Origin of the sequence: Natronobacterium haloterrestre, from assembly GCF_900112205.1 — an archaeon.
GTDB lineage: Archaea > Halobacteriota > Halobacteria > Halobacteriales > Natrialbaceae > Natronobacterium > Natronobacterium haloterrestre.
Window position 1 is genome coordinate 309298 of record NZ_FOKW01000001.1, and the last position, 21190, is coordinate 330487.

Consider the following 21190-nt stretch of genomic DNA (forward strand, 5'->3'; position numbering starts at 1 on the left):
GTTTCTTGCCGCTTCGAGACGTAGGTCCGGTATGGACGAACTTTCACTCGGCGTACCCAAACCGGTACTCGATCGACTCCCGGAAGACGACGACACTGCCGCGGCCGACATGCAGGAGGCCGTTGCCGGCTGGGAACAGCGTCTGAACCGCGCCATCGAGGAAGCCGAGGACGACCGCGAGGCGGCCGCGCAGATTCTCGAGGCCGTCGATCGATTCGAGGAGCGATACGAGACCTACGACGAACTGGTGCCGGAACTACGCGCGTGGGGGCAGTCGCCGATCTACGCGATCGCATGGCGAACGCTGTACGCCGACGTGATCGCCCAGCTCTACGAACACGAGGAGCTGGCGGAACACCTCGAGCGCGAGCGGAACATGCGGCTGGTCGACGACGGCATTCGACTGCAGGACCTCTAGTGGCGGTCTAGGGCCGAACTGCGGGACGGGATCCGGTGGTGGGGTTCGACTCGACCCGTCGTCGACGTCCGGGTACTAATACGCGAGCGACTCGACCAGTCGCGCCAGTGTCTCGAGGTCGTACTGGCCCGGCGCGGTCGCGTTTTCCGGATCGACGGGTGCGTAGCCGATTCTGGAGCCGTACACCGGCGCGACTGCGCGAGTGTGACTGCCGGCGTCACCCATCGCCATCGTCGCGACCGTCTTCCCGTCGGCAGTCAACCGGTGGGTCGCCGACAGTACGGCGAGCGCGTCGCTTCGATCGTGTGCGGTGACGGCGAGCTTGCCGACGTCGGCGCGCTCACAGGCCTCCGTGAGGGTCTCGACCATCGCCGCCTCGTCGGGGGTCCCATCGAAGTCGTGGGCGGAGGCGACGACCGAAACCGCCGGTTCGCGCTCTCTCACCGTCTCGAGGAGGTCGTCGGCGTCGCCCAGTCGGATCGCCGCGAGTTCGACGTCGATCGCCTCGACGGCCGCGAACCCGCTGGCTTCGGCCAGCGCCTTGAGCCGGGCGTCCTCGTCGTCGCTTGCCTCTCCGCCTTCCCAGTCGGCGCGGTTCGTCGCCAGGATCGGCAGGTCGCCATCGTAGGCCGCGAGCGCAGCCAGCGGGTCGTCCGCGAGATCCATCCGGAACTCGAGGGCGTCGGCGTGTTCGCGGGCGGCGGGCTCCTCGGCGAGGTCGGCGGTCGAGGCGGTCAGGACGAACGAGTCGAACTCCATACTGTCGACGTGGCCGAGGGGGAGAAAAACGGTGTCGTTCCGGCGAACGTCGCGACCGTTAGGCCAGACCGAGGGTCTCCTCGGCCTCGAGGAGTTCGTGGTAGCGGTTGCGGATCGTGACCTCGGAGATGTCGGCGACGTCGGAGACGGCGGCCTGGGTCGTCTTCTCGTTGGTCAGCAGTGCGGCGGCGTAGACCGCGGCGGCGGCGAGGCCGACCGGCGACTTGCCGCTGTGGACGCCCTTCTCCTTGGCGTTCTGCAGAAGCGCGCGGGCGCGGTGTTCGGCCTCGTCGGAGAGGTCGAGCCCGGAGGCGAACCGCGGGACGTAGCTCTCGGGGTCGGCCGGCTGGACCTCGAGGCCGAGTTCGCGGACGACGTAGCGGTACGTGCGGGCGATCTCGTTTTTCTCGACGCGGGAGACGTCGGCGATCTCGTCGAGCGAGCGGGGGACGCCGGCCTGGCGGGCGGCGGCGTAGACGCAGGCGGTCGAGACGCCTTCGATGGAGCGGCCCGGCAGCAGATCCTCGTCGAGCGCGCGCCGATAGATGACGGAGGCGGTCTCGCGGACGTTGTTCGGGAGCCCCAGGGCGGAGGCCATGCGGTCGATCTCGCCGAGTGCCTGCTTCAGGTTACGCTCCTTGGAGTCGCGGGTGCGGAACCGCTCGTTCCACTTGCGCAGGCGCTGCATCTTCTCGCGCTGGCGCGACCCCAGCGAGTTCCCGTAGGCGTCCTTGTTGCGCCAGTCGATGTTCGTCGAGAGCCCCTTGTCGTGCATCGTGTTCGTCGTGGGCGCTCCCACGCGGGACTTCTCGTTCTTCTCGGCGGCGTCGAACGCGCGCCACTCGGGGCCGCGGTCGACGGAGTCCTCCTCCACGACGAGGCCACAGTCCTCACAGACGGTTTCGCCGTGTTCGTCGTCGACGACGAGGTTGCCCGCACACTCGGGACAGACCAGGTCGGTGTCTTCGTTCTCGGTCTCGGTCGTCTCCTCGGTCGTTTCGTGTTCGCTACGCCGTACTCTCGTGTTCGATTGTGCGTTGGTCATACGATGGCAAGTGCTGTCCGGACGAACGGATCGCAAAAGCCCGGACGGATTCGTTACCTACTGCGTTCAGAGACTCGAGGTATAACGGTTTCGGAATCGTGGTCCGACAACACTCGAAAGGCGGTAATTCGTCCGTTCTGGCATGATCTATCAAAACATTCAAGCAGGAGAAACGGGCGGCCGGAAAGCGGTGTCTCCAAATCGCCCCCGTTCGAATCGCCGGGATACGTATGCACGTCGCAGTCGGGAGCACGAACCCGGTCAAGGTCGAGGCGGTCAAGCGTACCCTCGAGCGGTACGATCCGTCGGTCGAATCGGTCGCGGTCGACTCGGGCGTCCCGGAGCAGCCGTGGTCCATCGAGGAAACCGTCACCGGTGCGGAGAACCGCGCCCGAGCATCGCTGACGTCGACCGACGCCGATTACGGGATCGGACTCGAGGGCGGCGTCGCCCGCCTCGAGGGGGCTCCCGGCCTCTCGCTGATCATGTGGGCCGCCGTGACCGACGGCCGACGGACCGAACGCGGGGCCGGACCGACGTTGCGGCTTCCGGACGAAGTAGCGGACCGACTCGAGAACGGCGCCGAACTCGGCCCGGTGATGGACGACCTCCTCGGGACCGACGGCGTCGCCGAGTCTCAGGGCGCGGCAGGCGCCCTCACCGAGGGTCTGACGGATCGCACGCGAGCGCTGAGCGAGGCCGTGGCCTGCGCCTTCGGTCCGTTCCGGTCGGGCTACTACGACTAATCGGCCCGACACAAGCCGGCCTTGTGCCGTGAAACGGTTCGTCGTCCTGACTGTCGGCCGATCGTGTGCGTTAACCGGCCGTACCAACACGAGCTTTCGGTCGGAGTATTCCGCTATTACTCGGGCCCAAAATCGAAAGACAGCGGTCGGTTAACTGCACGTACCAAACCCCCTAAGGGCGTTCCCGGCATCCGTACGAGTATGAGCAGTGCAATGGCCCCCGACCTCACGTCCAAACAACAGCGCATTCTCCAGTACCTCCGGGAGAACGCCGCGACGAAAACCTACTTCAAATCCCGACTCATCGGGCAGGAGCTCGGAATGACGGCCAAGGAGGTCGGCTCGAACATCACCGCGCTGCAGGAAGGCGACTACGACATCGAGATCGAAAAGTGGGGCTACTCCTCGAGCACCACCTGGAAAGTAAACGCCTAGACCCAGCGACGCCGCCGTTCGTCCCCGTTTCCGTCGTCTCTGTTACTACGCTCGCCGCTCGAGGGACGCCACGAGCGGCCCCGACGTGTCCCCGGTCGAGTCCGCTGCCGTGGCTAGCCGATCGTCTGTACGCGCTCGAAAACAACCCGTAAGATGATCTTACGTCCGCAAGCGCTGGTCGCAACCGAGTGCTCAGTGCCCGTCGTACTCGAGGAACCGGTCCGCGTTCTCGGCGAGACGCGTCGCCCGGTCGCCGAAGGAGTCGGCGTAGCGGACGACCAGCAACAGGACGGTTTCGGGACGCTCGACGGCGTAGCCGTCCTCCCGGGAGAGCAGGCCCGCCTCTTCGAGTTCCCCGGCGTATTTGCTGACCGTCGGGGAGGAGACGTCGAGGGCGTCAGCGAGGGCGCCCGCCGACGCGTCGGGGTTCGAGAGTAGTTCGATCAGCATCCCTCGTGGTGTGTCCCTGCGGAGGTACCCCAGCGCCCGCTTCTCGAACTCGTCGAAGCGGCCGGCGGGGACGAACCGCTTGTAGTCGCCGTCGCTGTACCGCTCGACGGTGCTGCTCTCCTCGAGGCGGCGCAGGTGGTGCTGGGTCTCGCCGGTCCCCAGCTGGAGGTCGTCACGGATCTTCGAGAAGTGCGCACCGGGGGTCGTCGAGAGGTAGCCGGCGATCGCGTCCCGGGCAGCGCTGTCGCTTTCCCCGTCGGCGGCCGCGCGCTCGGCGAGTCCGGCGGCTCCGGCACCCGCCATCGAAGCGCTCGCTCCGAGGGCAGCGAACCGGCGGAGGGTCGCTCGCTTGTCGTCGTCGACCCCGTCGGGCGGTGTCATGTCGGTCTACCGTCCGCAAGGGGATCCGCCGTAAAACAGGTTTCGCTCCCCTTCGGTCACCGAAAGCTGAAAGTCACGGCTTCCGACGGTACGCTGGTTCGGGCGGCCGGTCAGCGATCACGATCAGTATCGGCGGGTCGAAACCGAATCCGGTTCCCCGGGGACGGCACGGATCGGGCCTCTCGAGAACGAGACGGCGGTTCGAGGTTCGAAACGGCCTCTCGAGGTCGTCAGTCGTCCTGGGACTCCTCGGCGGTCGGATCGGCTCCCTGGAAGTCCTGGTCCATCTCCTCGATCACTTCCTCGGGGTCGGTGATCTTCGCCGGATCTTCGCCTTCCTTGATCGCCTGGGCTTCCTGTTCCATCGCTTCGACGTCCATCTCGGCTTCCTGATCGATCTCGCCGATGATCTCGGCGATGTCGTCCAGGCCGATCAGTTCGCGGGTCTCCTCGTCGAAGTCGAGACTCTCGAGTTGATCGCCGTCCTCCTTGACGTCGCTACCCGAGAGGTGCTTGCCGTAGCGACCGACCATCGACGTGAGTTCCTGGGGCATGACGAACGTCGTGGACTCGCTCTGACCGATCTGCTCGAGTGTCTCCATGCCCTTGTCGATGACCGCGCGTTCGCCCATCGATTCGGCTGAGCGGGCACGCAGGACGGTCGAGATGGCGTCACCCTGCGCTTCCAGGATCTGGCTTTGCTTTTCACCCTGGGCGCGGATGATCTCGGACTGTTTGTCACCCTCGGCTTTCTCGACGGCACTGCGGCGTTCACCCTGTGCCTCGAGGATCATCGCGCGACGTTTACGCTCTGCGGAGGTCTGTTGCTCCATCGCGCGCTGGACGTCCTTCGAGGGGTTGACCTCGCGGACCTCGACGCTTTCCACTCGAATGCCCCACTCGTCGGTGGGTTCGTCGAGTTCCTGGCGGATCTTGGCGTTGATCTCCTGGCGCTTGTTGAGCGTGTCGTCGAGTTCCATGTCGCCCAGCACGGCACGCAGGGTAGTCTGGGCGAGGTTGGAGACGGCCTTCTTGTAGTCGTCGACCTCGAGGAACGCCTTCTTGGCGTCCATCACCTTGATGTAGACGACCGCGTCGGCCGTCACGGGCGAGTTGTCCCGCGTGATCGCTTCCTGCCGGGGGACGTCGAGCGTCTGTGTTCGCATGTCGAACCGGTAGGTGTTCGACACGAACGGCGGGACGAAGTTGATACCGGGCTCGAGTAGCTTCCGGTACTCACCGAAGACCGTCAGCGCACGCTTCTCGTAGGCGTCGACGATCTCGATCGCACTCAACAGGGCGGCGATCACGACCACGAGTACGAGGGCACCGACGAACAGCAGCGCACCGCCGGTTTGCATGGGGAGTGGTACGACCATGTTCCGCTCTTACGGCGGTGAGGGGAAAAACGTTCCCTTATTTCGTCGACATATGAGGGAGAGTGACGGGCGAGGGCAACGGGGTAGCGTCGGTCCCGCGGCGCTCAACTCGAGTTCTCCGTTTCGAACTCCGAGGCGCGATCGGGATCCCGTTCTCGCTCCCGGGTCGGCTCCCGACTCCGCTCTCGTGTCTGGACGTCGCCGTCCCCCGAATCCGCGTTCTCGTTCTCTTCGTCGGCTCGTGCGAGCGCACGGTCGATCTCGTCTTCGCCGATCGCGCCCAGCGATTCGACCGTGAGCACGTTCCCGCCGCCCGGATCCAGCACGATGATCTCTTCGCCCTCCTTGATCGTTCCGCTGGTAGTCCGTGCGCTGTAATACGGTGCGAAACCGCCCTCGTCGAGTTTCACTTCGCCGCCGCGGTTCGTGATGCGTTCGGTGGCGTAGCCGGTCGCACCCGCAAGCGAGTCCGAGTCGGACGTCTGGGCAGTTCCCTTCCCGCCGTAGAAGTCGAACTCGTTGTAAACGTACGCGGCGACGGCGCCGAACCCGAGCGTCAGCGCCGCCAGTACGAACAGGCTCACCGTCCCCGGGAGCGCCATGCCGATCAGGCCGGCGCCGACCAGTGCGACCCCGATCACGATGAGATGTGCGCCGGGCGAGAGGGCCTCGAGCACCATCAGTACGAGCCCCACCGACAAGAGCAAGAGCGGCACGTTCCCCAGGAAGGCCTCGAGCATACTCCATGGTAAGGGCTCTGCCCGATTAAAGGTTTACCGAGGGATGGGGATCGAATTTAGGGCCGCTCGCGGTTACTCGCGGTCCGAACCGTCTACGCCGTCCGCACCGTTCGTGATCGTCGTGTGCGCGCCGATCAGCGCCCCCGCGAGATCCAGGTCCTCGATGTGGGTCCCCTCGTCGATGATCGATCGCCGGATATCCCCGCTACGAACCGTCGCGTCTGGGAAGACCACCGCGTGATCGAGCCGGGTGTCCTCGAGGGTGACGTCCTCCATCACGTGGACGTTGTCGCCGATCGTCGCGCCCTCGACGGTCGCGGAGTCGGCGACCAGCGAGTCACCGTCTAGGTGCCAGGCGACGGCGTCGAGATAGCTCTCGGGGGTGCCGATGTCGTACCACGCGCCCTCGAACGTGTAGGCGTAGGTCGGCTCGCGGTTCTGGAGCCACTGGACGAACCAGCCGGGTTCGTCGGGGTTGTTCCCCTCCTCGAGATACGTCGGTAGCAGGGACAGCGAGTCCCGTGGGAACGCGTAGCAGGCGATCGAGACCAGCGTGCTCTTCGGATCGTCGGGTTTCTCCTGGAAGTCGACGACGCGGTCGCCCTCGAGGTCGACCAGCCCGTAGGACTTGGCCTTCTCGCGGGAGCCGACGTCGTAGGCCGCGAGCGTCGGGGCCTCGTGCTCTTCGAAGTAGTCGAGGAAGTCCGCCACGTCGAAACTGATCAGGTTGTCCCCGGCGATCACGAGCAGATCGTCGTCGATCCCTTCGCGGTCGATCAACTGGGCGAGCGCGCCGACGACGCCGAACTTCTCGTCCTCGTCGGTCGTCTCCTCGACCGAGAGCCGGGGTTTCTCGAACTCGCTGTCGGCCAGGTGGGCCTCGAAGTCGGCGGCGAACCGCTCGTTCGTGCTGACGTAGACCTCGTCGATCCGTTCGTCAGCCTCGAGTTCCGCGAAGATACGATCGACGACCGTCGAATCGCCGATCGGGAGGAACATCTTCGGCCGATGTTTCGTGATCGGCCACATCCGGGTCGCGTATCCGCCCGCAAGGACGACGGCCTTCATGACGTCGCGTTCGATGGGGCGATGTAAGTCACTTACCCTTTCGACGGGTTCACTCGAATCGCCGGACGAGCGGGCGATCCGTCGCCCATCGGGCCGTCCCGCAACCGACAGTATAAGTGCCAGACCGACCTTCGCTGTCACATGCGCGAGGCCGACCGAACGACCAGGCAACGACTCGCCGACGCGTTACGCGCCGAGCCAGCGACTCCGAGCGAACTCGCCGCCCGGTTCGACCTGACGCCCCACGCGGTGATCGGACACGTCGAACACGTCTCCCGGTCCGTCGACGGCGACGAACAACTGCTCGTCGCGCCGCCGACCTGTCGGGACTGCGAGTTCGACGACTTCGACGACCTCGTGAACCTCCCCTCCCGGTGTCCGTCCTGCAAGAGCGAATCGGTCGCGGAGCCGACGTTCACGATCGAGTGACGGGGGCACGGGCGGCGACCTCGAGGGGTCGTTCCCGCTCTCGCCGTTCCCGCTCTCGCCGTTCCCGCTCTCGCCGTTCCCGACCGAGCGATCCGCCGACCCACAGGTCAACCGTCCCGACAGTCGCCGGCAATAAACTCGGGTCGTTCCGACACCCATATTTACTGGGCAACCGTGAAATCGGTACGAACCCTCGAGTCGAACGGGGCGTGGTGGCCTCCTCGCGGCCGCTCTCGCTGATGTCGGCCGTCGCGTGTCCGAGGGCGAGACGGGAAACTACGAATGACTGCTACGTCTAACTCCGAGTTCGACTGTGCCGAGTTCGCACTGGCGCTGCTCGAGTGGCTCGACGACCGTTCGGACGACGAGGTCCCCGCCGAAGCCGGGACCGTCGACGACGCCCTCGAGTTGCTCGCCAGCGAACGGCGGCGGCTGTTCCTCCAGGTCATGCGGACCTACGGTGAAGCGATCACGCTCCCCGACGCGGCCGAGGAAGTCGCAGTGCGGGAGACCGGCGACGCCGTCCGCGAGCTATCGGCCGAACGCGTCGCCGACGTCTACATCTCGCTGTACCACGATCACCTCCCGCGGCTGGTCGACGCCGGGCTACTGGACTACGACCAGGAACGGGACCTCGTTTCGCCGGCGCGGCTCTAAGATCAGAACTCGACGTTCGACCGCGACGCTAGGTCGAATTCCTCGTTCTCGTCCTCGATCGGTCCCCTGCCGACGTAGGCGTAGTCGTCGTCGGTCAGGTAGACGTCGCCCTCGGAGACGGTCACCTCGAGTTCCGCCAGCGTCGCACCCTCGCAGGGACCGTAGGTGCAGTAGCCGGAGTCGGCCTCGAAGTACGCGCCGTGGTTCTCGCAGACTATTTCGCCGTTTCGCATCGCCGCGCCCGACCCCTTGTCGAGTTTGATGTGGGTGAAGTGCTGGCAGTAGTTGAGCCAGCAGGAGACGGACGGGTCTTCGCGCGTGCGTCGGTTCCCGTCTCCGCCGTCTCCGTCTTGTGCTGCCGTCGCCTCCGTTCCGTCCCGGACGAGGATGGCCTCCTGCCGGTCGTCGCGGTTGCCGTCGCCGTCGCCACCTTCGGGTTCGACCCGAAAGACAAGCGTCGACTCGGCGGGGACCTCCTCGAGCGGGGCGATCCGTGCCTCGGTGTCCATCGCCGCCCCGTTTCGGATCGGACCTGGTGAACGTTTCGGCTCGCGTTCGCCGCCGTGTCGCCCGTCCGGGCCGGAAGCGGAGTCGCGATCGGCGTCGGCCGTGCGTCTGACGGAGTTTTAACTCCGCGACCCCGCAACGGAGCGTATGAACTCCCTGCTCGTCTACGGGTCGTACGGCTACACCGGGCGGCTGATCGCCTCGGCGGCCGTCTCGCGGGGGTGGTCGCCGATCGTCGCGGGGCGCGATCGGCGCCGGATTCGCGACCAGGCGGAAACCCTGGGGCTGGAGTGGCGGGCGTTTTCGCTGGACGACGGTCGTGAGCGCGTCGCCGCCCTCGAGGACGTCGACGCCGTTCTCAACTGCGCGGGTCCGTTCGTCGACACCGCCGAACCGCTGGTCGAGGCCTGCCTCGAGACCGGAACGGACTACCTCGACGTCACCGGCGAGTTCTCCGTGTTCGAACGGCTCCGCCAGCGGGACCACCGCGCTCGCGAGGCCGGCGTCACGCTGCTGCCCGGCGTCGGGTTCGACGTCGTCCCCTCCGACTGTCTGGCGGCCCACCTCGCCGAGCGACTGCCGACTGCCGACCGGGTCGCGCTCGGGATCAAAAGCGGGAGTTCGCTCTCGCGGGGAACCGCCCGGACGGCTCTCGAGGGCCTGGGCGAGGGCGGCGTGATCCGCCGGAACGGTCGCCTCCTGCAGGTGCCGGCGGCGTACCGAACGCGCGAGATCGATTTCGGCAACGGGCCCGAACACGCGGTCACGATTCCGTTCGGCGACGTCGTCACCGCGGCCCACGGCACGAACCTGGACTCGGTCGAGGTCTACCTCGCCGCGCCGCCCTGGACGTCGCGGGCGCTGTCGGCCCTGGATTCGATGGGCCCTCTCTGTGACACCGGCCCCGTCGAACGGCTCCTCGAGCGGGCGGTCGACGCGGCGTTCGACGGGCCCGACGAGCGCGAACTCGCGACCGACCGGGCGGTCGTCTGGGGTGAGGTCGAGGACGACGTCGGACGGCGGGCCCGCGCTCGCCTCGAGACGCCGAACCCGTACGCGCTGACCGTCGAGACGGCGCTGGCGGCGAGCGAGCGCGTCCTCGAGCCCGCGGACTGCGGCGTCGACGCCGGCTTTCGGACCCCCGCTACGGCCTTCGGGAGCGACTTCGTCCTCGAGTTCGAGGGCACCAGCCTCGAGACCCTCGAGGAACCGGACCTCGAGCGAGGGTGTCACGAGGAGTCGGAACCGGCACCCTCCCGCGTCGCGTCCGACGGCTGAGGTCAGTCCTCGCCCGGCGTGGTCCCGCGTTCGTCCATCATCGACTGGGTGCGCTCGACCCAGCCGCCGCGGTAGAAGCCGACGACGACGTAGATCGTCGCCCACAGGTAGTAGACGACGATCGAGGCGTAGACGGCCGGGAGGCCGTAGCCGAGCCGGATCCCGAAGACGTACGAGACCCCAACCATCCCGAAGAACATGCCTGTGATCCTGCCGATAAAGGGCGTCGTCGTGTCGCTGCCGCTCGTGAGCGCGCCGGCCAGGACGACGTAGAGCACGGTCACGGGGGCAGCGACGGCGTAGGTCGCGGCGAAGGCGGCCGCGTACCCCCGCGTCGCCGGGTCGTCGGTGAAAAAGGAGACGAACCACTCGGCCCCGACGAAGAGGACCGCCCCGAGCGAGCCGACGGTCGCGACTCCAAGCGCCGCGGCCGCCCAGCCGTTGTACCGCGCCCCCGCCGGGTCGCCCTCGCCGAGGGTCTGCCCGACGACGATGCTCGTTCCCGTCCGGTAGCCCCGCGAGAGCGGCCCGGTGAGTTGCTGGTAGACGCGACGGCCGATCTGGTAGGCGGCGTTGACTTCCGTCCCGAAGAACAGCAGGATGGAGTTGAACGGGAACTCGAGGACGGTCGTCACCAGCCCCTCGACGATCCGCGGGGCGCTGATCGCGAGCAGTTGGCGGGTGATCGTCCACTCGGTCGGCCGGACGAAGCCGGCGGGGGTCCAGGCCCCGTAGATGGCGGCGGACAGCGCGACCGCGGAGAAGACGTTGCCGACGGCGGTCGCGATGCCGACGCCGACGATCTCGAGGGTCGGCGCGGGACCGAGCCCGAGCCCCAGGACGACCGTCCCGACGATGTTGAGGGCGTTCGAGACGCCGTTGACGTACATCGGCGTGCGCGTGTCGCCGGCCCCCTGGATCGACCGCGCGGCCACGAGCGCGACGTGGCGCGCGGGCGTCGTCGCGAAGATGATCGCCAGGTAGAGCCCACCCATGCGGGCGACCTCGGATTCCGCGCCGAGGACGGCGATGGCCCACCGCCCGAGACCGTAGCCGAAGATCACGAACGGGATTCCGGCGACCGCGCCGAGCAGTATCGCCTGCGTGATCGCCTCGTCCCTGTTTGCCGTCGCATCCGCGCCGGTGTCCTGGCTCGAGAGCGCGATGACGCCGCTGCCGAGCCCGAGCCCGATCCGTAGCGGCAGGCGGGCATAGAGGTCGGCGAGCCCGACGGCTGCGACGGCTGCGGGGGAGAACAGACCGGTGACGGCGACGTCGGTCGTCCGCATCAGCGTCCGGAGGAACTGCTCGACCATGACGGGCCAGGAGAGGTCGAGCACGCGCCGCCAGACGTCGACGAGCCGCCCTCGTTGCTCGGCGTCCACGACTGTCTCGTAGTCGCGCAGTCCCGGGCTTGAAGCTATGGAAGGCGGAACCCGTGGCCCGCTATCCTCCCCGTCGCGTCAGTCCCGGTAACAGGCGTCCTCGACGCGCTCGTCGTAGGCCCGCGAGAGCCGCTCGGTCACCGGGCCGGTGCCGATCGCGGCATCGTCGATCCGCTCGATCGGTCGCAGTTCCCACGTTCGGTTCGTCAGGAACGCCTCGTCGGCCGTGCGCACGTCCTCGAGATCGTAGCGGCCGGTCTCGACCTCGATCCCGGCCGCGTGGGCCGTCTCGAGGACGATTCCGCGGGTGATCCCCGGCAGGACGTCGCAGTCGGTCGACGGGGTCCGGAGCCTGCCGTCCCGGACGAAAAACAGGTTGCTGGTGGCCCCTTCGGCGACCGCGCCGTCGGTGTCGAACAGCAGGGCCTCGTCGGCGGCGGCCGAGAGCTCCGTCCGCGCCAGAATCCCGTTCAGGTAGTTGTGGGTCTTCGCGCCCGCGGGGACGGCCGCGTCCGGCACCGCACGCGTCTCGACGGATTCGACCGTCGCCCGCCCCTCCCAGACGGATTCGCCCTCGAGTCCGCCACGCGGGAGCGGCTTGACGTAGACCACGACCGTGGGATCGACTTCGGGTTGGGGCGTCAGTTTGCCGGGCTGGACCCCCCGCGTGACCGAGAGGCGGACGTAGGCGTCGGCGAGATCGTTGGCCGCGAGCGTCTCGTCGATCCGGCTACGGAGGTCGTCGGCCGAGAGGCCGTGTTCGAGCGACAGCGCCTCGCAGGTGGCCTCGAGGCGGTCGGCGTGACGCTCCCACTCGAATATCTCGCCGCCGTAGGCGCGCAGGGTCTCGAAGGCGGCGTCGCCGTAGCGAAACCCCCGATCGTCGACGCTGACGCTCGCCTCGCTCGCCGGGACGAGGTCGCCGTCGACGTGGTAGCGGTGGTCGTCGGTCATGGACTCCCCTCGCTCGTCTCGTTCGTCTCGTTCGTCTCGTTCGTCTCGCTCGTCTCGCTCGCCGCGAACCGGCAGAAGTTCTCGATCATTCGCTTGCCGACGCGAAGCGAGATGCCGTCCCCGCTGGCGGCGTCGTCGTGGCCGCGCGTGAGGATGCTCTCGGGATGGAACTGGACTCCGACGTGGGGCCGCTCGCGGTGGCGAACGGCCATCAGGACGCCGCGTTCGTCGGTCGTCCGGGCCGTCTCCTCGAGGACGGCCGGCAGGTCGTCGCGCTCGACGGCCAGCGAGTGGTAGCGCCCCACCTGGAACGTCTCGGGCAGGCCGTCGAAGATTCCCGTGCCGTCGTGGCTGACGGTCGACGGTTTCCCGTGGACGACGTCGGGCGCGTGGACGACGGGCGACCCGTTGGCCGCACACAGCGCCTGATAACCGAGACAGACGCCGAGGATGGGGTACTCGGTCTCCTCGAACAGCGGGATCGAGATGCCTGCCTCCTGTGGCGTTCCGGGGCCGGGCGAGACCACGATCCCCGTCGGCTCGAGCTCCCGGAGGTCCGCGAGGTCGATCGCGTCGTTTCGCCGGACGACCACCTCGTCGGCGACCTCTCCGACGTACTGGACGAGGTTGTAGGCGAACGAGTCGTAGTTGTCGATCACCAGCAACCGTTTGCTGCGGTCACTCGCTGGCGCTCGTTCCCTGGCAAACCGTGGATGAAACCCCTTCCTCCCTCCCGCTGGTCGGTCGTCGGGCCGTTCGCTCGTTTCCACTCGCTCACGGTCACGGGTGCTATCGGTGTCCGTCATCGTAACTCACCTCCATCGCTCTCGAGGGCCATTCGGGCCCGTTCGCCCAGTGCCTCGTCGACCGCGGTGATGAGCGCCCGGGCCTTGTCGAGCGTTTCGTCGTACTCGCGGGCCGGCTCCGAGTCGTGGACGATCCCCGCGCCGACCCGGAGGTGGTACTCGTCGTCGTGGCGGACGAGCGTCCGGATCGTGATGTTCAGCGTCGCCCGGCCGTCGAAGCCGAAGATCCCGACGCTGCCGGTGTATGGGCCGCGTTGCGTCGCCTCGAGTTCGTCGATTATCTCCATCGTCCGGGGCTTCGGCGCGCCGGTGATCGTCCCGCCGGGGAAGACCGCGGCGACGGCCTCGGCCAGTCCCACGTCCGGCCGGAGCCGACCGGTCACGTTCGAGACCAGGTGCATCACCTCCGAGTAGCGGTCGATCCGCCGGTACTCCTCGACCGTCACGGAGCCGTACGCACAGACCTTCCCGAGGTCGTTTCGCTCGAGGTCGACCAGCATCGCGTGTTCGGCGCGTTCCTTCTCGTCGGAGCGGAGGTCGGCCTCGAGTTCGGCGTCCTCCCCTGGCGTTTCCCCGCGGGGGCGGGTGCCGGCGATGGGTTCGGTGCGGACGAACTCCCCTCTCCGCTCCCGCGGACGCCGTCCGCTCGCGGCTTCGCCGCCCTCGTCTTCGCGGCTCTCTCGTCCTCCGTGCCTCGCACCGCTCGAGTACGAACGGTCCGGGGCGGGCGACACCTCGCGCTCGAGCAGGAGTTCCGGGCTCGCGCTCACCAGGTCGGCCGCGCGAAACTCGAGCAGACAGGAGTAGGGCGCGGGATTGACCCGCCGGAGGGCGTCGTAGGCCGCGACGGGGTGGACCGCCGCGGGTGCGGCCAGCCGCTGGGAGACGTTCGCCTGGAAGGTGTCGCCGTCGCGGACGTATGCCTTGACTTTCCGGACCCGGTCGGCGAAAGCCTCGCGCCCGCAGTCGCTCTCGAAGGTCGCCTCGTCGGTCTCGACCGGTGGCTCGCCGACGTCAGCGTCACCCTCCTGGACGGCTCGAGCGAGCGCGAGCGCCCGCTTGCGGCCCCGTTCGTACGCCCGACGGAGTTCCTCGTCGTCGGCGGAAGCCGGTTCCGGAACGCGGGGACAGGCCGTTACACGGAGCGTGATTCCTTCGTTCTCGTCTTCTCCATTACGCTCGCCCTCGCCCTCGCTCTCGCTCTCGGTCTCGGTCTCGTCCTCGCTCTCGCCTCCGACCGGCGCTTCCCATGCCGCCAGCCGATCGTAGACGCCGACCTCGAGTCGCGGCAGGCCGCGGTCGTCGACCGCCGAATCCGGCGAGTCGAGATCCTCGAGTTCCCGGGCGACGTCGTAGGAGAGCCAGCCGACGGCCCCACAGGGGTAGGGAACGTCGCAGTCCCCGCGGACGAGTCGATCGCCCGCGAGCAGCCCCTCGAGTGCGGCGAGCGTCGGCGAATTCGCGTCCGCCGAGGTGTCCCGGCCGACTGCGTCGGGACCGACAGTCAGCCGGTCGATCGGATCGACGCCGAAGTACCCCCAGCCGGGCTGACCGCCCGTCGTCTCGAGGAACGCGCCGCCGTCGGGACCGTCGCGCGCCCGCCGATAGGCGAGGAACGGGTCCTCGACGTCGACCCGGACTTCGACCGGGACCCGGACGCGGACGGGCCCGTCGGCGGTACTCTCGTCGTCACGAACCGCCGCTCGAAACTCCTCGAGGGACGTGACGACGCGCGGATCGCTCATACGGTCCGGAACGAAACGGGCGACTAATCGTCTTTCGGTCTTCGGAGTTTCCGGGCAGGATCACGCCCACTCGAGCAGTTCGGGACTGGGGACTTTCGAAGCCGGAGTCAGGAAACGGGGGCGGACATCGAGACGAAAAACTCGGGATCAGCGCGCTTCGGCCCGGTCGATCCAGCCCTGGATACGCTTCTCGGAGATATCGGTCTGCTCCGCGAGGGCGGCCGCGTCGGCGTCGGCGAGGTCGGGGACGGTCTCGACGCCGGCGTCGGCGAGTCGGTCGGCGTAGGCCGGGCCGATCCCCTTGATCTCGTCGACGGGTTCGCCCGTCTCAGTCTCGGGGGCTTCCTCGTCGGGGGTCTTCTCCTCCGTCGGGGCGGCGTCCGCGTCGGTCGGTCCGGTGGCTTCGGCGGGTTCGGCGGCCGCCTCGGGTTCGTCGGTCGGTTCGGTCATCGAGCCGGTCGAACTCGAGGCGGTGGTGCCGGCCGCGGCGGGTTCGGGCTCGTCCGTGGTTTCAGTCTCGGTTTCGGGTTCAGTTTCGGGTTCAGTTTCGGGTTCAGTTTCGGTTTCGGGTTCGACCTCTTCGACCGCGGCCTCGGTCTCGTCAGCATCGGGTTCCGCCGCGTCCGCGTCTTCGTCCTCGCTTTCGTCTTCCGCTTTGGGTTCGGATGCTTCGGCCTCTTCGATGGAGACAGCCGTTTCGTCCCCGGAGTCGGCCGGCTCGTCCGCGCCGTCGATTTCTTCGGACTCGCTCGAGGTCGCGCTCGCGGGCGGCTCCGCGGGGGTCGTTCCGTTCCTGCTCGATTCCGGCCCCGACCGCTCCCGCTCGACCGTGACCCCGACGTCACGGCCGTTCTGGGGCTCCGAACTCGAGTCGTCGAGTCCCAACAACGACTTCAGCTTTTCGAGGATTGCCATTGTCACGATATAGTTGGTTTCATCACTTAAATTCCTCTGATGCGTCAACCGAAACGACCTGTTGGACCGGCGACTCGAGGCCCGACAGCGGGAACGGCGTCCGGCCGCCGGAGACGGGAGCTCTGGGTCAGAGCCGGGCGCGGAGCGCCTCGTCCATCGTCGATACCGGCGCGTCCCGGCCGGTCCACAGTTCGAACGCCTCGACGCCCTGATAGAGCAACATCCGGGCACCGTCGACGGTCGTCGCGCCGGCTTCCGCCGCGTCCGAGAGCAGTCGGGTCTCGAGCGGGCGATACACGGCGTCGAGCACCGCGAGGTCGCCGTGGAGCGCCTCGGCGGGAACCGGCGTCGCGTCCTCCTCCATGCCGACGCTCGTCGCGTTGACGAGGACGTCCGCGTCGGCAAGCAGGTCCTCGAGGTCCTCGAGCCCGTGGCTGGTCGCTTCCGGAACCTCGTCCGCGAGATCGTGTGCCTTCGCCTCGGTGCGGTTGGCGATCGCGACCGTCGCCCCGGCGTCCGCCAGGCCGAACGAGATCGCGCGGCCGGCCCCGCCTGCGCCCACGACGACGGCGCGCACGCCGTCGACGGTCACGTCCCGCTCGCGGAGCGCACGGAGCGCGCCCGCGGCGTCCGTGTTGTGGCCCGTCGGCCGGTCGCCCGAGAAGTCGATGGTGTTGACCGCGCCGATCCGGTTCGCCAGTTCGTCGGCGGCCACCAGGTCGGACGCGAGGGCCTCTTCCTTGAACGGGATCGTCACGTTCAGTCCCGCGATCCCCAGCGCCGCCGCTCCATCGAGTGCGGTCTCGAGGTCGTCGGGTGCCGGTTCGAACGTGACGTAGCGAGCGTCGATCTCGAGGGCGTCGTAGGCCGCCTCGTGCATCGGCGGCGACAGTGAGTGGCCGACGGGGTTGCCGACCAGTCCGAACACGTCCATGACTACGAGTCGAGGCCGGGGGAGTATAAATCGGTCAGGATCGGTCGTCGCGTTCGGGGTCGGGCTCGGGATCGGGCCCGGGTTCGCGCTCGGGCCCGCCGTCCGGGCGGTCCTCGTGGTCCCCACGGTCGGGTTCGGGTTCGGGTCCGGGTTCGGGTTCTCGCTCCGAGTCGCCGTCTTCCTCGATCGTCTCGTCCCCTGGAGCGTCGGACCCGTCCTCCCGGCTTCCGGTCGGTTGGCCCTCCACGCTCTCGTCCGTGTCGCTCGAGGCGGTCACGAACTCGTAGGTGGCGATCTCGGTCGCCTCGCAGACGCGGCACCGATCGACCGGCTCGTCGAACTTCGACCCGCAGTGTCGACACTCCCGGAGCACGCCGTCGTCCGCGTCGTCGGACCGTTGCAGGAATCCCGGGAGGAGGTCTCCGAGCGCCATATCGGTCACCCGTTCACTCCCCTTGTCGGTGTCGGTCCTGCAGTCGGTCGTCCACTGGTGCGCCTGCTATCGATGGTCCTGGCATGATCGATCACCGCCTCTCGATACCGCTCGTCCGGGCGTCGTTCTCCCCGGAACCGTCGAACCCTCGCAGGGTCGGTTCGTCGCTCTCGCTGGGCGAGAACACCGTCACGACGTCGTTCGGTTGGATCTCTGTGTCGCCGTGGGGCGTGATGACGGCGTCGTCGCGTTCGATCGCGACGACGAGCGTGTCGTCGTCGACGATGTCGTTCTCGGCGGCCTCCTCGAGGGTTCGGCCCGCGATGGGGGCGTCCTCCTGGACGGTCACCTCGACGACCTCGGCCCCGCCGGTGAGGCTGATGTAGTCGGCCAGCGGTTCCCGGCGACGGCCGTCCGCGGGGCCGTACGGCGCGTACGGGAAGTCGTGCTCGTTCTGGAGGAGGAACTCGTCCTCGATCTCGACCCCCAGGCGCTCGAGTTCGCGGCCGACGCGTCGCAGGTCCGTGGTGTCGGTGCCGACGGCGAGGACGTGCAGGTTTATTCGGCCGCCCATCAGCTCCCGTACGTTGATGATGCCCGGGATCGTCCCGATCTTCCGGGCGACACCTTCCACCTCTCCGAAGGGAGCGTGGCACATAAACAGGTTCATCAGCGAGCCGTCGGCGTGTTCGAAGTCGACGGTCGCGTGGTAGCCCTCGATGATGCCGTGGTCCTCGAGTTGTGCGATCCGGTTGCGGATCGTCGCCCCGGAGACGCTGACCTCCTCCGCGATCGCCGGCGCCGACGTGTTCCTGGCGTCGGCCATCAGTGCGTGGATGATCCGGCGGTCGATCTCGTCGAGCCGATAACCACTCCCGTTGCCGTCGCCCATAGGGACCGTTGTGTGATTACGGAATATATACCCCGTGCATTTTTCTCCCGCGTAATCATCGCCGCGAATATTTTCGTATCGAAAGAATTCCGGAGTGATCGGTCGCCGTTAGACGTCTGTAGAACCGAGCAGGGAGCGTCTCGAGCACGCTAGATGCTCGAGATGGATCGGTCAAGCGGCCGTTGACCGCGGGCTCACCCGGGTCGGTTGCGGTCGCGGCCTCGGGAACGATACGATGACACGGGGTGGCAAGCACGGGCGAGCCCGGGCGAGCACGGGCGGGGGATGGCTGGGACATCCGTGCACGGATTTTATGTGCGGGACGGGGGTACAGAGGGTATGTTACGACGGGGACCGTGCACCCTGTGGTCGTCGGACGGCCGTTCTCGAGCGCGAGGACGAACACAGGAACGAACCGAGAGAGGATCGAGGCCGATCCACGATTCGCCCTCCGATCGGCCCACTCGAGACCGTACGGCTGCTCGCTAACCCATGCATATCGTCGTCATCGGGGCCGGCGAAGTCGGCCGCGAAATCGCCGCCAACCTCCAGGCGTCCCACGACGTCGTCGTGGTCGACAGCGATCCCGACGTGATCGAGGACCTGACCTACTCGCAGGACGTGCTCGCGATCAGGGGTGACGGTACCGAACTCGGCACGCTCCGCCAGGCCGACGTCGAACGCGCGGACCTCGTCATCGCCTGTACCGACGACGACGAGGCCAACATCGTCGTCTGTGGCGCGACCAGGACACTCAGCGACGCGTTCACGATCTGTCGGGTCCGCCGACGGGGTCTGCTCGAGACCTGGGAGGGCTCGCAGGGAGCGTTCGGCGTCGATTTCATGGTGTGTACCGACCTCCTGACGGCCCAGACGATCTACCAGATATCGGGGCTGCCGGCGGCTCAGGACGTCGATATGTTCGCGGGCGGGCTCGTTCGCATGGGCGAGTTCGAGATCGGCCCGGAGAGCCCGGTGGCCGGCCAAACCGTCGAGGAAGCCGACCGGTACGACTCGCTGACCTTCGCCGTGGTCTTCCGGGGTGAAGACATGATCATCGCGACCGGCGAGACGGAGATACGGGCCGGGGACCGGGTCGTCGTCCTCGGGAGCCCCGATTCCGTGCGCTCGTTCGCCGACGACATCGTCACCCCCGACAGGGACGAAACCGAGGAGGTCGTTATCGTGGGTGGCAGCGAGGTCGGTTTCCAGGTCGCCCGCGAGTTCGAGGAGAACGGCTATCGGCCGCGACTGATCGAGCAGGACCGCGACCGCGCCCGCGAGATCGCCGAGGCGCTGCCCAGAACGGTGGTGATGGAGAACGACGCGACCGATGCGGAGTTTCTCGAGCGCGAATACGTCGACGAGGCCGATCTCGTAGTTGCCACGCTCGACAGCGACGAGAAGAACCTGCTCGTCTCGTTGCTGGCCCAACGCATCGGCGTCGAGCGGACCGTGGCGGTCATCGAGAACACCGAGTACGTCGATCTCTTCGAGACCGTCGGCGTCGACGTCGCGGTCAACCCTCGCGAGGAAACCGCCGAGGAGATCGTCCGCTTTACTCGCGCCGATCACACCGAAAAAGTCGCCATGCTCGAGCACGACCGCGCCGAAGTCATCGAGATCGAGATCAGCGAGGACAGCCCACTCGCCGGCCGCGAGATCGCCGACGCGACGGCCGACTTCCCGGACGGGATCGTCATCGGAGCCATCTCCCGGCAGGGCGACCTCATCACGCCCCGCGGCGAGACGGTCGTTCGTCCGGACGATCACGTCGTCCTTTTCGTCGACGCGGTCGTCCTCGACGACGTGATCGACCTCGTCTGACGCGACGGGTCTCGTTTCGTTTCGGATCCCTTTTGAATCGGTCTCGAATACCTCCGCTATGCTCTCCGGAGTTGGACTCTTCGTCGTTCTCCTGCTCGCAGGCGTGGTCGCTCTCTATGCGGGCGCTGAACTGCTCGTGGCTGGGGCCGGACGGCTCGCGCTCGGGATCGGCCTCCGTGCGGCGACCGTCGGCGTCACGGTGATCGCGTTCGCGACGACCGCCCCGGAACTGTTCGTCTCGGTGATCGGCGCGCTCGAGGTCTCGACCGATATCGGCCTGGGTGCGATCCTCGGATCGAACGTCGCGAACATCGGACTCGTGCTCGGGGTCTCGGCGCTCATCAAGCCACTCTCGGTCGGCGAGACCGTCATGCGCCGCCACGTGCCGTTCATGGTGCTCGCCGCCATCCTGCTGGTGATCGTCGGCGCGAACGGGGAGATCAGCCGCCTCGAGGGGGCGGTGTTCCTGCTCGTGTTGGCGGCGTTTACCGCGTACCTGCTGTACTACGCGAACGCCGATCCGGCTCCGGAACTCGACGACCCGGGTGCCGGCGACGGGATCGCGGTCAAAGACGTCGCGCTCGTCCTCGCCGGGCTGGTCGCGCTCGTGCTCGGCTCGCGATGGCTCGTCTCGGGCGGGACCGGACTGCTGTCGGCGCTTGGCTTCTCGGATCTGTTCATCGGGCTGACGGTACTGGCGCTTGGGACGTCGCTGCCGGAACTGGCCGCCTCGGTCGTCGGGGCCGTTCGCGGACAGACGGAGTTCGCCATCGGCAACGTCGTCGGCTCGAACATCTACAACGTCCTCGCGGTCCTTGGAATCGTCGCGGTGATCACGCCGATCGATATCTCGTCGAGTACGCTCCGCTTCGAACTGCCGGTGCTCGTCGCGTTTACGGTCTTGCTCGTGGGGATGATGGGATACGGCCGCCGGCTCACGCGACTCGACGGGGTCGGACTCGTGGCAGGCTACGCGGCGTTCGTCTACTTCCTCCTGCCCTGATCGG

At 67.6% G+C, this 21190-nt stretch carries 23 protein-coding genes; 8 read left to right on the forward strand and 15 right to left on the reverse strand.

Annotated elements, in window-relative coordinates; all coding sequences use genetic code 11:
- Positions 1-31 precede the first annotated feature (31 nt).
- Positions 32-418 carry a DUF7971 family protein gene (locus tag BM113_RS01480; RefSeq protein ID WP_089784728.1) on the forward strand — a complete coding sequence of 129 codons (387 nt, stop codon included), beginning with the start codon at positions 32-34 and terminating at the stop codon, positions 416-418.
- Between the two features lie 75 nt (positions 419-493).
- Here the strand turns inward: BM113_RS01480 and BM113_RS01485 are convergent, their stop codons facing one another.
- Positions 494-1177, reverse strand: a complete 684-nt coding sequence (locus tag BM113_RS01485; protein WP_089784730.1) for a type I 3-dehydroquinate dehydratase — start codon at positions 1175-1177, stop codon at positions 494-496.
- A gap of 58 nt (positions 1178-1235) precedes the next feature.
- Positions 1236-2222, reverse strand: coding sequence for a transcription initiation factor IIB (locus BM113_RS01490; protein ID WP_089784732.1), 987 nt, complete (start codon positions 2220-2222; stop codon positions 1236-1238).
- 230 nt (positions 2223-2452) lie between these two features.
- Between BM113_RS01490 and yjjX the strand changes: the two genes are divergently transcribed.
- Together yjjX and BM113_RS01500 are read left to right on the forward strand one after the other, a co-directional pair.
- The gene (gene yjjX / locus BM113_RS01495) at positions 2453-2968 is read left to right on the forward strand and encodes an inosine/xanthosine triphosphatase (protein WP_089784734.1); all 516 of its coding nucleotides are present in this window, start codon (positions 2453-2455) and stop codon (positions 2966-2968) included.
- Between the two features lie 213 nt (positions 2969-3181).
- Positions 3182-3403 carry a DUF7123 family protein gene (locus tag BM113_RS01500; protein WP_007142301.1) on the forward strand — a complete coding sequence of 74 codons (222 nt, stop codon included), beginning with the start codon at positions 3182-3184 and terminating at the stop codon, positions 3401-3403.
- Positions 3404-3595: 192 nt separating this feature from the next.
- Here BM113_RS01500 and BM113_RS01505 read toward each other — a convergent pair whose 3' ends face one another.
- The 4 genes from BM113_RS01505 to BM113_RS01520 form a co-directional block, all read right to left on the reverse strand.
- Positions 3596-4234: a winged helix-turn-helix transcriptional regulator gene (locus tag BM113_RS01505; RefSeq protein WP_089784735.1), complete on the reverse strand. Its 639-nt coding sequence runs from the start codon at positions 4232-4234 to the stop codon at positions 3596-3598.
- Between the two features lie 230 nt (positions 4235-4464).
- A complete protein-coding gene (locus tag BM113_RS01510; protein WP_089784737.1) occupies positions 4465-5613 on the reverse strand; it encodes an SPFH domain-containing protein in 1149 nt (382 codons plus the stop codon).
- Positions 5614-5717: 104 nt separating this feature from the next.
- The gene (locus BM113_RS01515; protein WP_089784739.1) at positions 5718-6353 is read right to left on the reverse strand and encodes an NfeD family protein; all 636 of its coding nucleotides are present in this window, start codon (positions 6351-6353) and stop codon (positions 5718-5720) included.
- 72 nt (positions 6354-6425) lie between these two features.
- A complete protein-coding gene (locus tag BM113_RS01520; protein ID WP_089784740.1) occupies positions 6426-7421 on the reverse strand; it encodes a nucleotidyltransferase family protein in 996 nt (331 codons plus the stop codon).
- 141 nt (positions 7422-7562) lie between these two features.
- Between BM113_RS01520 and BM113_RS01525 the strand changes: the two genes are divergently transcribed.
- Both BM113_RS01525 and BM113_RS01530 read left to right on the forward strand, forming a co-directional pair.
- Entirely contained in the window at positions 7563-7850 is a 288-nt protein-coding gene (locus tag BM113_RS01525; RefSeq protein ID WP_089784742.1) for a transcriptional regulator, read from the forward strand.
- A gap of 282 nt (positions 7851-8132) precedes the next feature.
- Positions 8133-8507 (forward strand): DUF7344 domain-containing protein, encoded by a 375-nt coding sequence (locus tag BM113_RS01530; RefSeq protein WP_007142307.1) that lies wholly within the window; start codon positions 8133-8135, stop codon positions 8505-8507.
- 2 nt (positions 8508-8509) lie between these two features.
- On the opposite strand, the gene BM113_RS01535 is transcribed toward BM113_RS01530, so the two are convergent.
- A complete protein-coding gene (locus BM113_RS01535; protein WP_089784744.1) occupies positions 8510-9016 on the reverse strand; it encodes a Rieske (2Fe-2S) protein in 507 nt (168 codons plus the stop codon).
- Between the two features lie 145 nt (positions 9017-9161).
- On the opposite strand from BM113_RS01535, the gene BM113_RS01540 reads away from it, so the two are divergent.
- Positions 9162-10292 (forward strand): saccharopine dehydrogenase family protein, encoded by a 1131-nt coding sequence (locus BM113_RS01540; RefSeq protein ID WP_089784746.1) that lies wholly within the window; start codon positions 9162-9164, stop codon positions 10290-10292.
- Positions 10293-10294: 2 nt separating this feature from the next.
- Here BM113_RS01540 and BM113_RS01545 read toward each other — a convergent pair whose 3' ends face one another.
- From BM113_RS01545 to BM113_RS01580, 8 genes are all read right to left on the reverse strand, one after another.
- Positions 10295-11608 (reverse strand): MATE family efflux transporter, encoded by a 1314-nt coding sequence (locus tag BM113_RS01545; RefSeq protein WP_089785545.1) that lies wholly within the window; start codon positions 11606-11608, stop codon positions 10295-10297.
- A gap of 147 nt (positions 11609-11755) precedes the next feature.
- Positions 11756-12631, reverse strand: a complete 876-nt coding sequence (locus BM113_RS01550) for an aminotransferase class IV (RefSeq protein ID WP_089784748.1) — start codon at positions 12629-12631, stop codon at positions 11756-11758.
- Entirely contained in the window at positions 12628-13437 is an 810-nt protein-coding gene (locus BM113_RS01555) for an anthranilate synthase component II (protein ID WP_394327700.1), read from the reverse strand. The genes BM113_RS01550 and BM113_RS01555 overlap by 4 nt, the downstream gene beginning before the upstream one ends.
- On the reverse strand, positions 13434-15182 hold the full coding sequence (locus tag BM113_RS01560; RefSeq protein WP_089784751.1) for an anthranilate synthase component I family protein: 1749 nt from the start codon (positions 15180-15182) through the stop codon (positions 13434-13436). The genes BM113_RS01555 and BM113_RS01560 overlap by 4 nt, the downstream gene beginning before the upstream one ends.
- A 147-nt stretch (positions 15183-15329) precedes the next feature.
- Positions 15330-16097 (reverse strand): helix-hairpin-helix domain-containing protein, encoded by a 768-nt coding sequence (locus tag BM113_RS01565; protein ID WP_089784753.1) that lies wholly within the window; start codon positions 16095-16097, stop codon positions 15330-15332.
- 127 nt (positions 16098-16224) lie between these two features.
- Positions 16225-17031 carry a shikimate dehydrogenase gene (locus tag BM113_RS01570; RefSeq protein WP_089784755.1) on the reverse strand — a complete coding sequence of 269 codons (807 nt, stop codon included), beginning with the start codon at positions 17029-17031 and terminating at the stop codon, positions 16225-16227.
- A gap of 34 nt (positions 17032-17065) precedes the next feature.
- The gene (locus tag BM113_RS01575) at positions 17066-17464 is read right to left on the reverse strand and encodes a hypothetical protein (protein WP_089784757.1); all 399 of its coding nucleotides are present in this window, start codon (positions 17462-17464) and stop codon (positions 17066-17068) included.
- Between the two features lie 91 nt (positions 17465-17555).
- Entirely contained in the window at positions 17556-18356 is an 801-nt protein-coding gene (locus BM113_RS01580; protein WP_089784759.1) for an Lrp/AsnC family transcriptional regulator, read from the reverse strand.
- A 492-nt stretch (positions 18357-18848) separates the two neighbouring features.
- Between BM113_RS01580 and trkA the strand changes: the two genes are divergently transcribed.
- Positions 18849-20183 carry a Trk system potassium transporter TrkA gene (trkA, locus tag BM113_RS01585; RefSeq protein WP_089784761.1) on the forward strand — a complete coding sequence of 445 codons (1335 nt, stop codon included), beginning with the start codon at positions 18849-18851 and terminating at the stop codon, positions 20181-20183.
- A gap of 58 nt (positions 20184-20241) precedes the next feature.
- Positions 20242-21186 carry a calcium/sodium antiporter gene (locus BM113_RS01590; RefSeq protein WP_089784762.1) on the forward strand — a complete coding sequence of 315 codons (945 nt, stop codon included), beginning with the start codon at positions 20242-20244 and terminating at the stop codon, positions 21184-21186.
- The last annotated feature ends 4 nt before the right edge of the window (positions 21187-21190 follow it).

What these genes read in the sequence shown, in the direction of transcription:
- BM113_RS01555 (WP_394327700.1), bottom strand. Translation starts at nt 13,437, where the DNA reads ATGACGGACACCGATAGCACCCGTGACCGTGAGCGAGTGGAAACGAGC.
- BM113_RS01550 (WP_089784748.1), bottom strand. Translation starts at nt 12,631, where the DNA reads ATGACCGACGACCACCGCTACCACGTCGACGGCGACCTCGTCCCGGCG.
- BM113_RS01505 (WP_089784735.1), bottom strand. Translation starts at nt 4,234, where the DNA reads ATGACACCGCCCGACGGGGTCGACGACGACAAGCGAGCGACCCTCCGC.
- yjjX (WP_089784734.1), top strand. Translation starts at nt 2,453, where the DNA reads ATGCACGTCGCAGTCGGGAGCACGAACCCGGTCAAGGTCGAGGCGGTC.
- BM113_RS01545 (WP_089785545.1), bottom strand. Translation starts at nt 11,608, where the DNA reads ATGGTCGAGCAGTTCCTCCGGACGCTGATGCGGACGACCGACGTCGCC.
- BM113_RS01515 (WP_089784739.1), bottom strand. Translation starts at nt 6,353, where the DNA reads ATGCTCGAGGCCTTCCTGGGGAACGTGCCGCTCTTGCTCTTGTCGGTG.
- BM113_RS01485 (WP_089784730.1), bottom strand. Translation starts at nt 1,177, where the DNA reads ATGGAGTTCGACTCGTTCGTCCTGACCGCCTCGACCGCCGACCTCGCC.
- BM113_RS01520 (WP_089784740.1), bottom strand. Translation starts at nt 7,421, where the DNA reads ATGAAGGCCGTCGTCCTTGCGGGCGGATACGCGACCCGGATGTGGCCG.
- BM113_RS01575 (WP_089784757.1), bottom strand. Translation starts at nt 17,464, where the DNA reads ATGGCGCTCGGAGACCTCCTCCCGGGATTCCTGCAACGGTCCGACGAC.
- BM113_RS01510 (WP_089784737.1), bottom strand. Translation starts at nt 5,613, where the DNA reads ATGGTCGTACCACTCCCCATGCAAACCGGCGGTGCGCTGCTGTTCGTC.
- BM113_RS01490 (WP_089784732.1), bottom strand. Translation starts at nt 2,222, where the DNA reads ATGACCAACGCACAATCGAACACGAGAGTACGGCGTAGCGAACACGAA.
- BM113_RS01570 (WP_089784755.1), bottom strand. Translation starts at nt 17,031, where the DNA reads ATGGACGTGTTCGGACTGGTCGGCAACCCCGTCGGCCACTCACTGTCG.
- BM113_RS01480 (WP_089784728.1), top strand. Translation starts at nt 32, where the DNA reads ATGGACGAACTTTCACTCGGCGTACCCAAACCGGTACTCGATCGACTC.
- BM113_RS01525 (WP_089784742.1), top strand. Translation starts at nt 7,563, where the DNA reads ATGCGCGAGGCCGACCGAACGACCAGGCAACGACTCGCCGACGCGTTA.
- BM113_RS01560 (WP_089784751.1), bottom strand. Translation starts at nt 15,182, where the DNA reads ATGAGCGATCCGCGCGTCGTCACGTCCCTCGAGGAGTTTCGAGCGGCG.
- trkA (WP_089784761.1), top strand. Translation starts at nt 18,849, where the DNA reads ATGCATATCGTCGTCATCGGGGCCGGCGAAGTCGGCCGCGAAATCGCC.
- BM113_RS01580 (WP_089784759.1), bottom strand. Translation starts at nt 18,356, where the DNA reads ATGGGCGACGGCAACGGGAGTGGTTATCGGCTCGACGAGATCGACCGC.
- BM113_RS01500 (WP_007142301.1), top strand. Translation starts at nt 3,182, where the DNA reads ATGGCCCCCGACCTCACGTCCAAACAACAGCGCATTCTCCAGTACCTC.
- BM113_RS01540 (WP_089784746.1), top strand. Translation starts at nt 9,162, where the DNA reads ATGAACTCCCTGCTCGTCTACGGGTCGTACGGCTACACCGGGCGGCTG.
- BM113_RS01530 (WP_007142307.1), top strand. Translation starts at nt 8,133, where the DNA reads ATGACTGCTACGTCTAACTCCGAGTTCGACTGTGCCGAGTTCGCACTG.
- BM113_RS01565 (WP_089784753.1), bottom strand. Translation starts at nt 16,097, where the DNA reads ATGGCAATCCTCGAAAAGCTGAAGTCGTTGTTGGGACTCGACGACTCG.
- BM113_RS01590 (WP_089784762.1), top strand. Translation starts at nt 20,242, where the DNA reads ATGCTCTCCGGAGTTGGACTCTTCGTCGTTCTCCTGCTCGCAGGCGTG.
- BM113_RS01535 (WP_089784744.1), bottom strand. Translation starts at nt 9,016, where the DNA reads ATGGACACCGAGGCACGGATCGCCCCGCTCGAGGAGGTCCCCGCCGAG.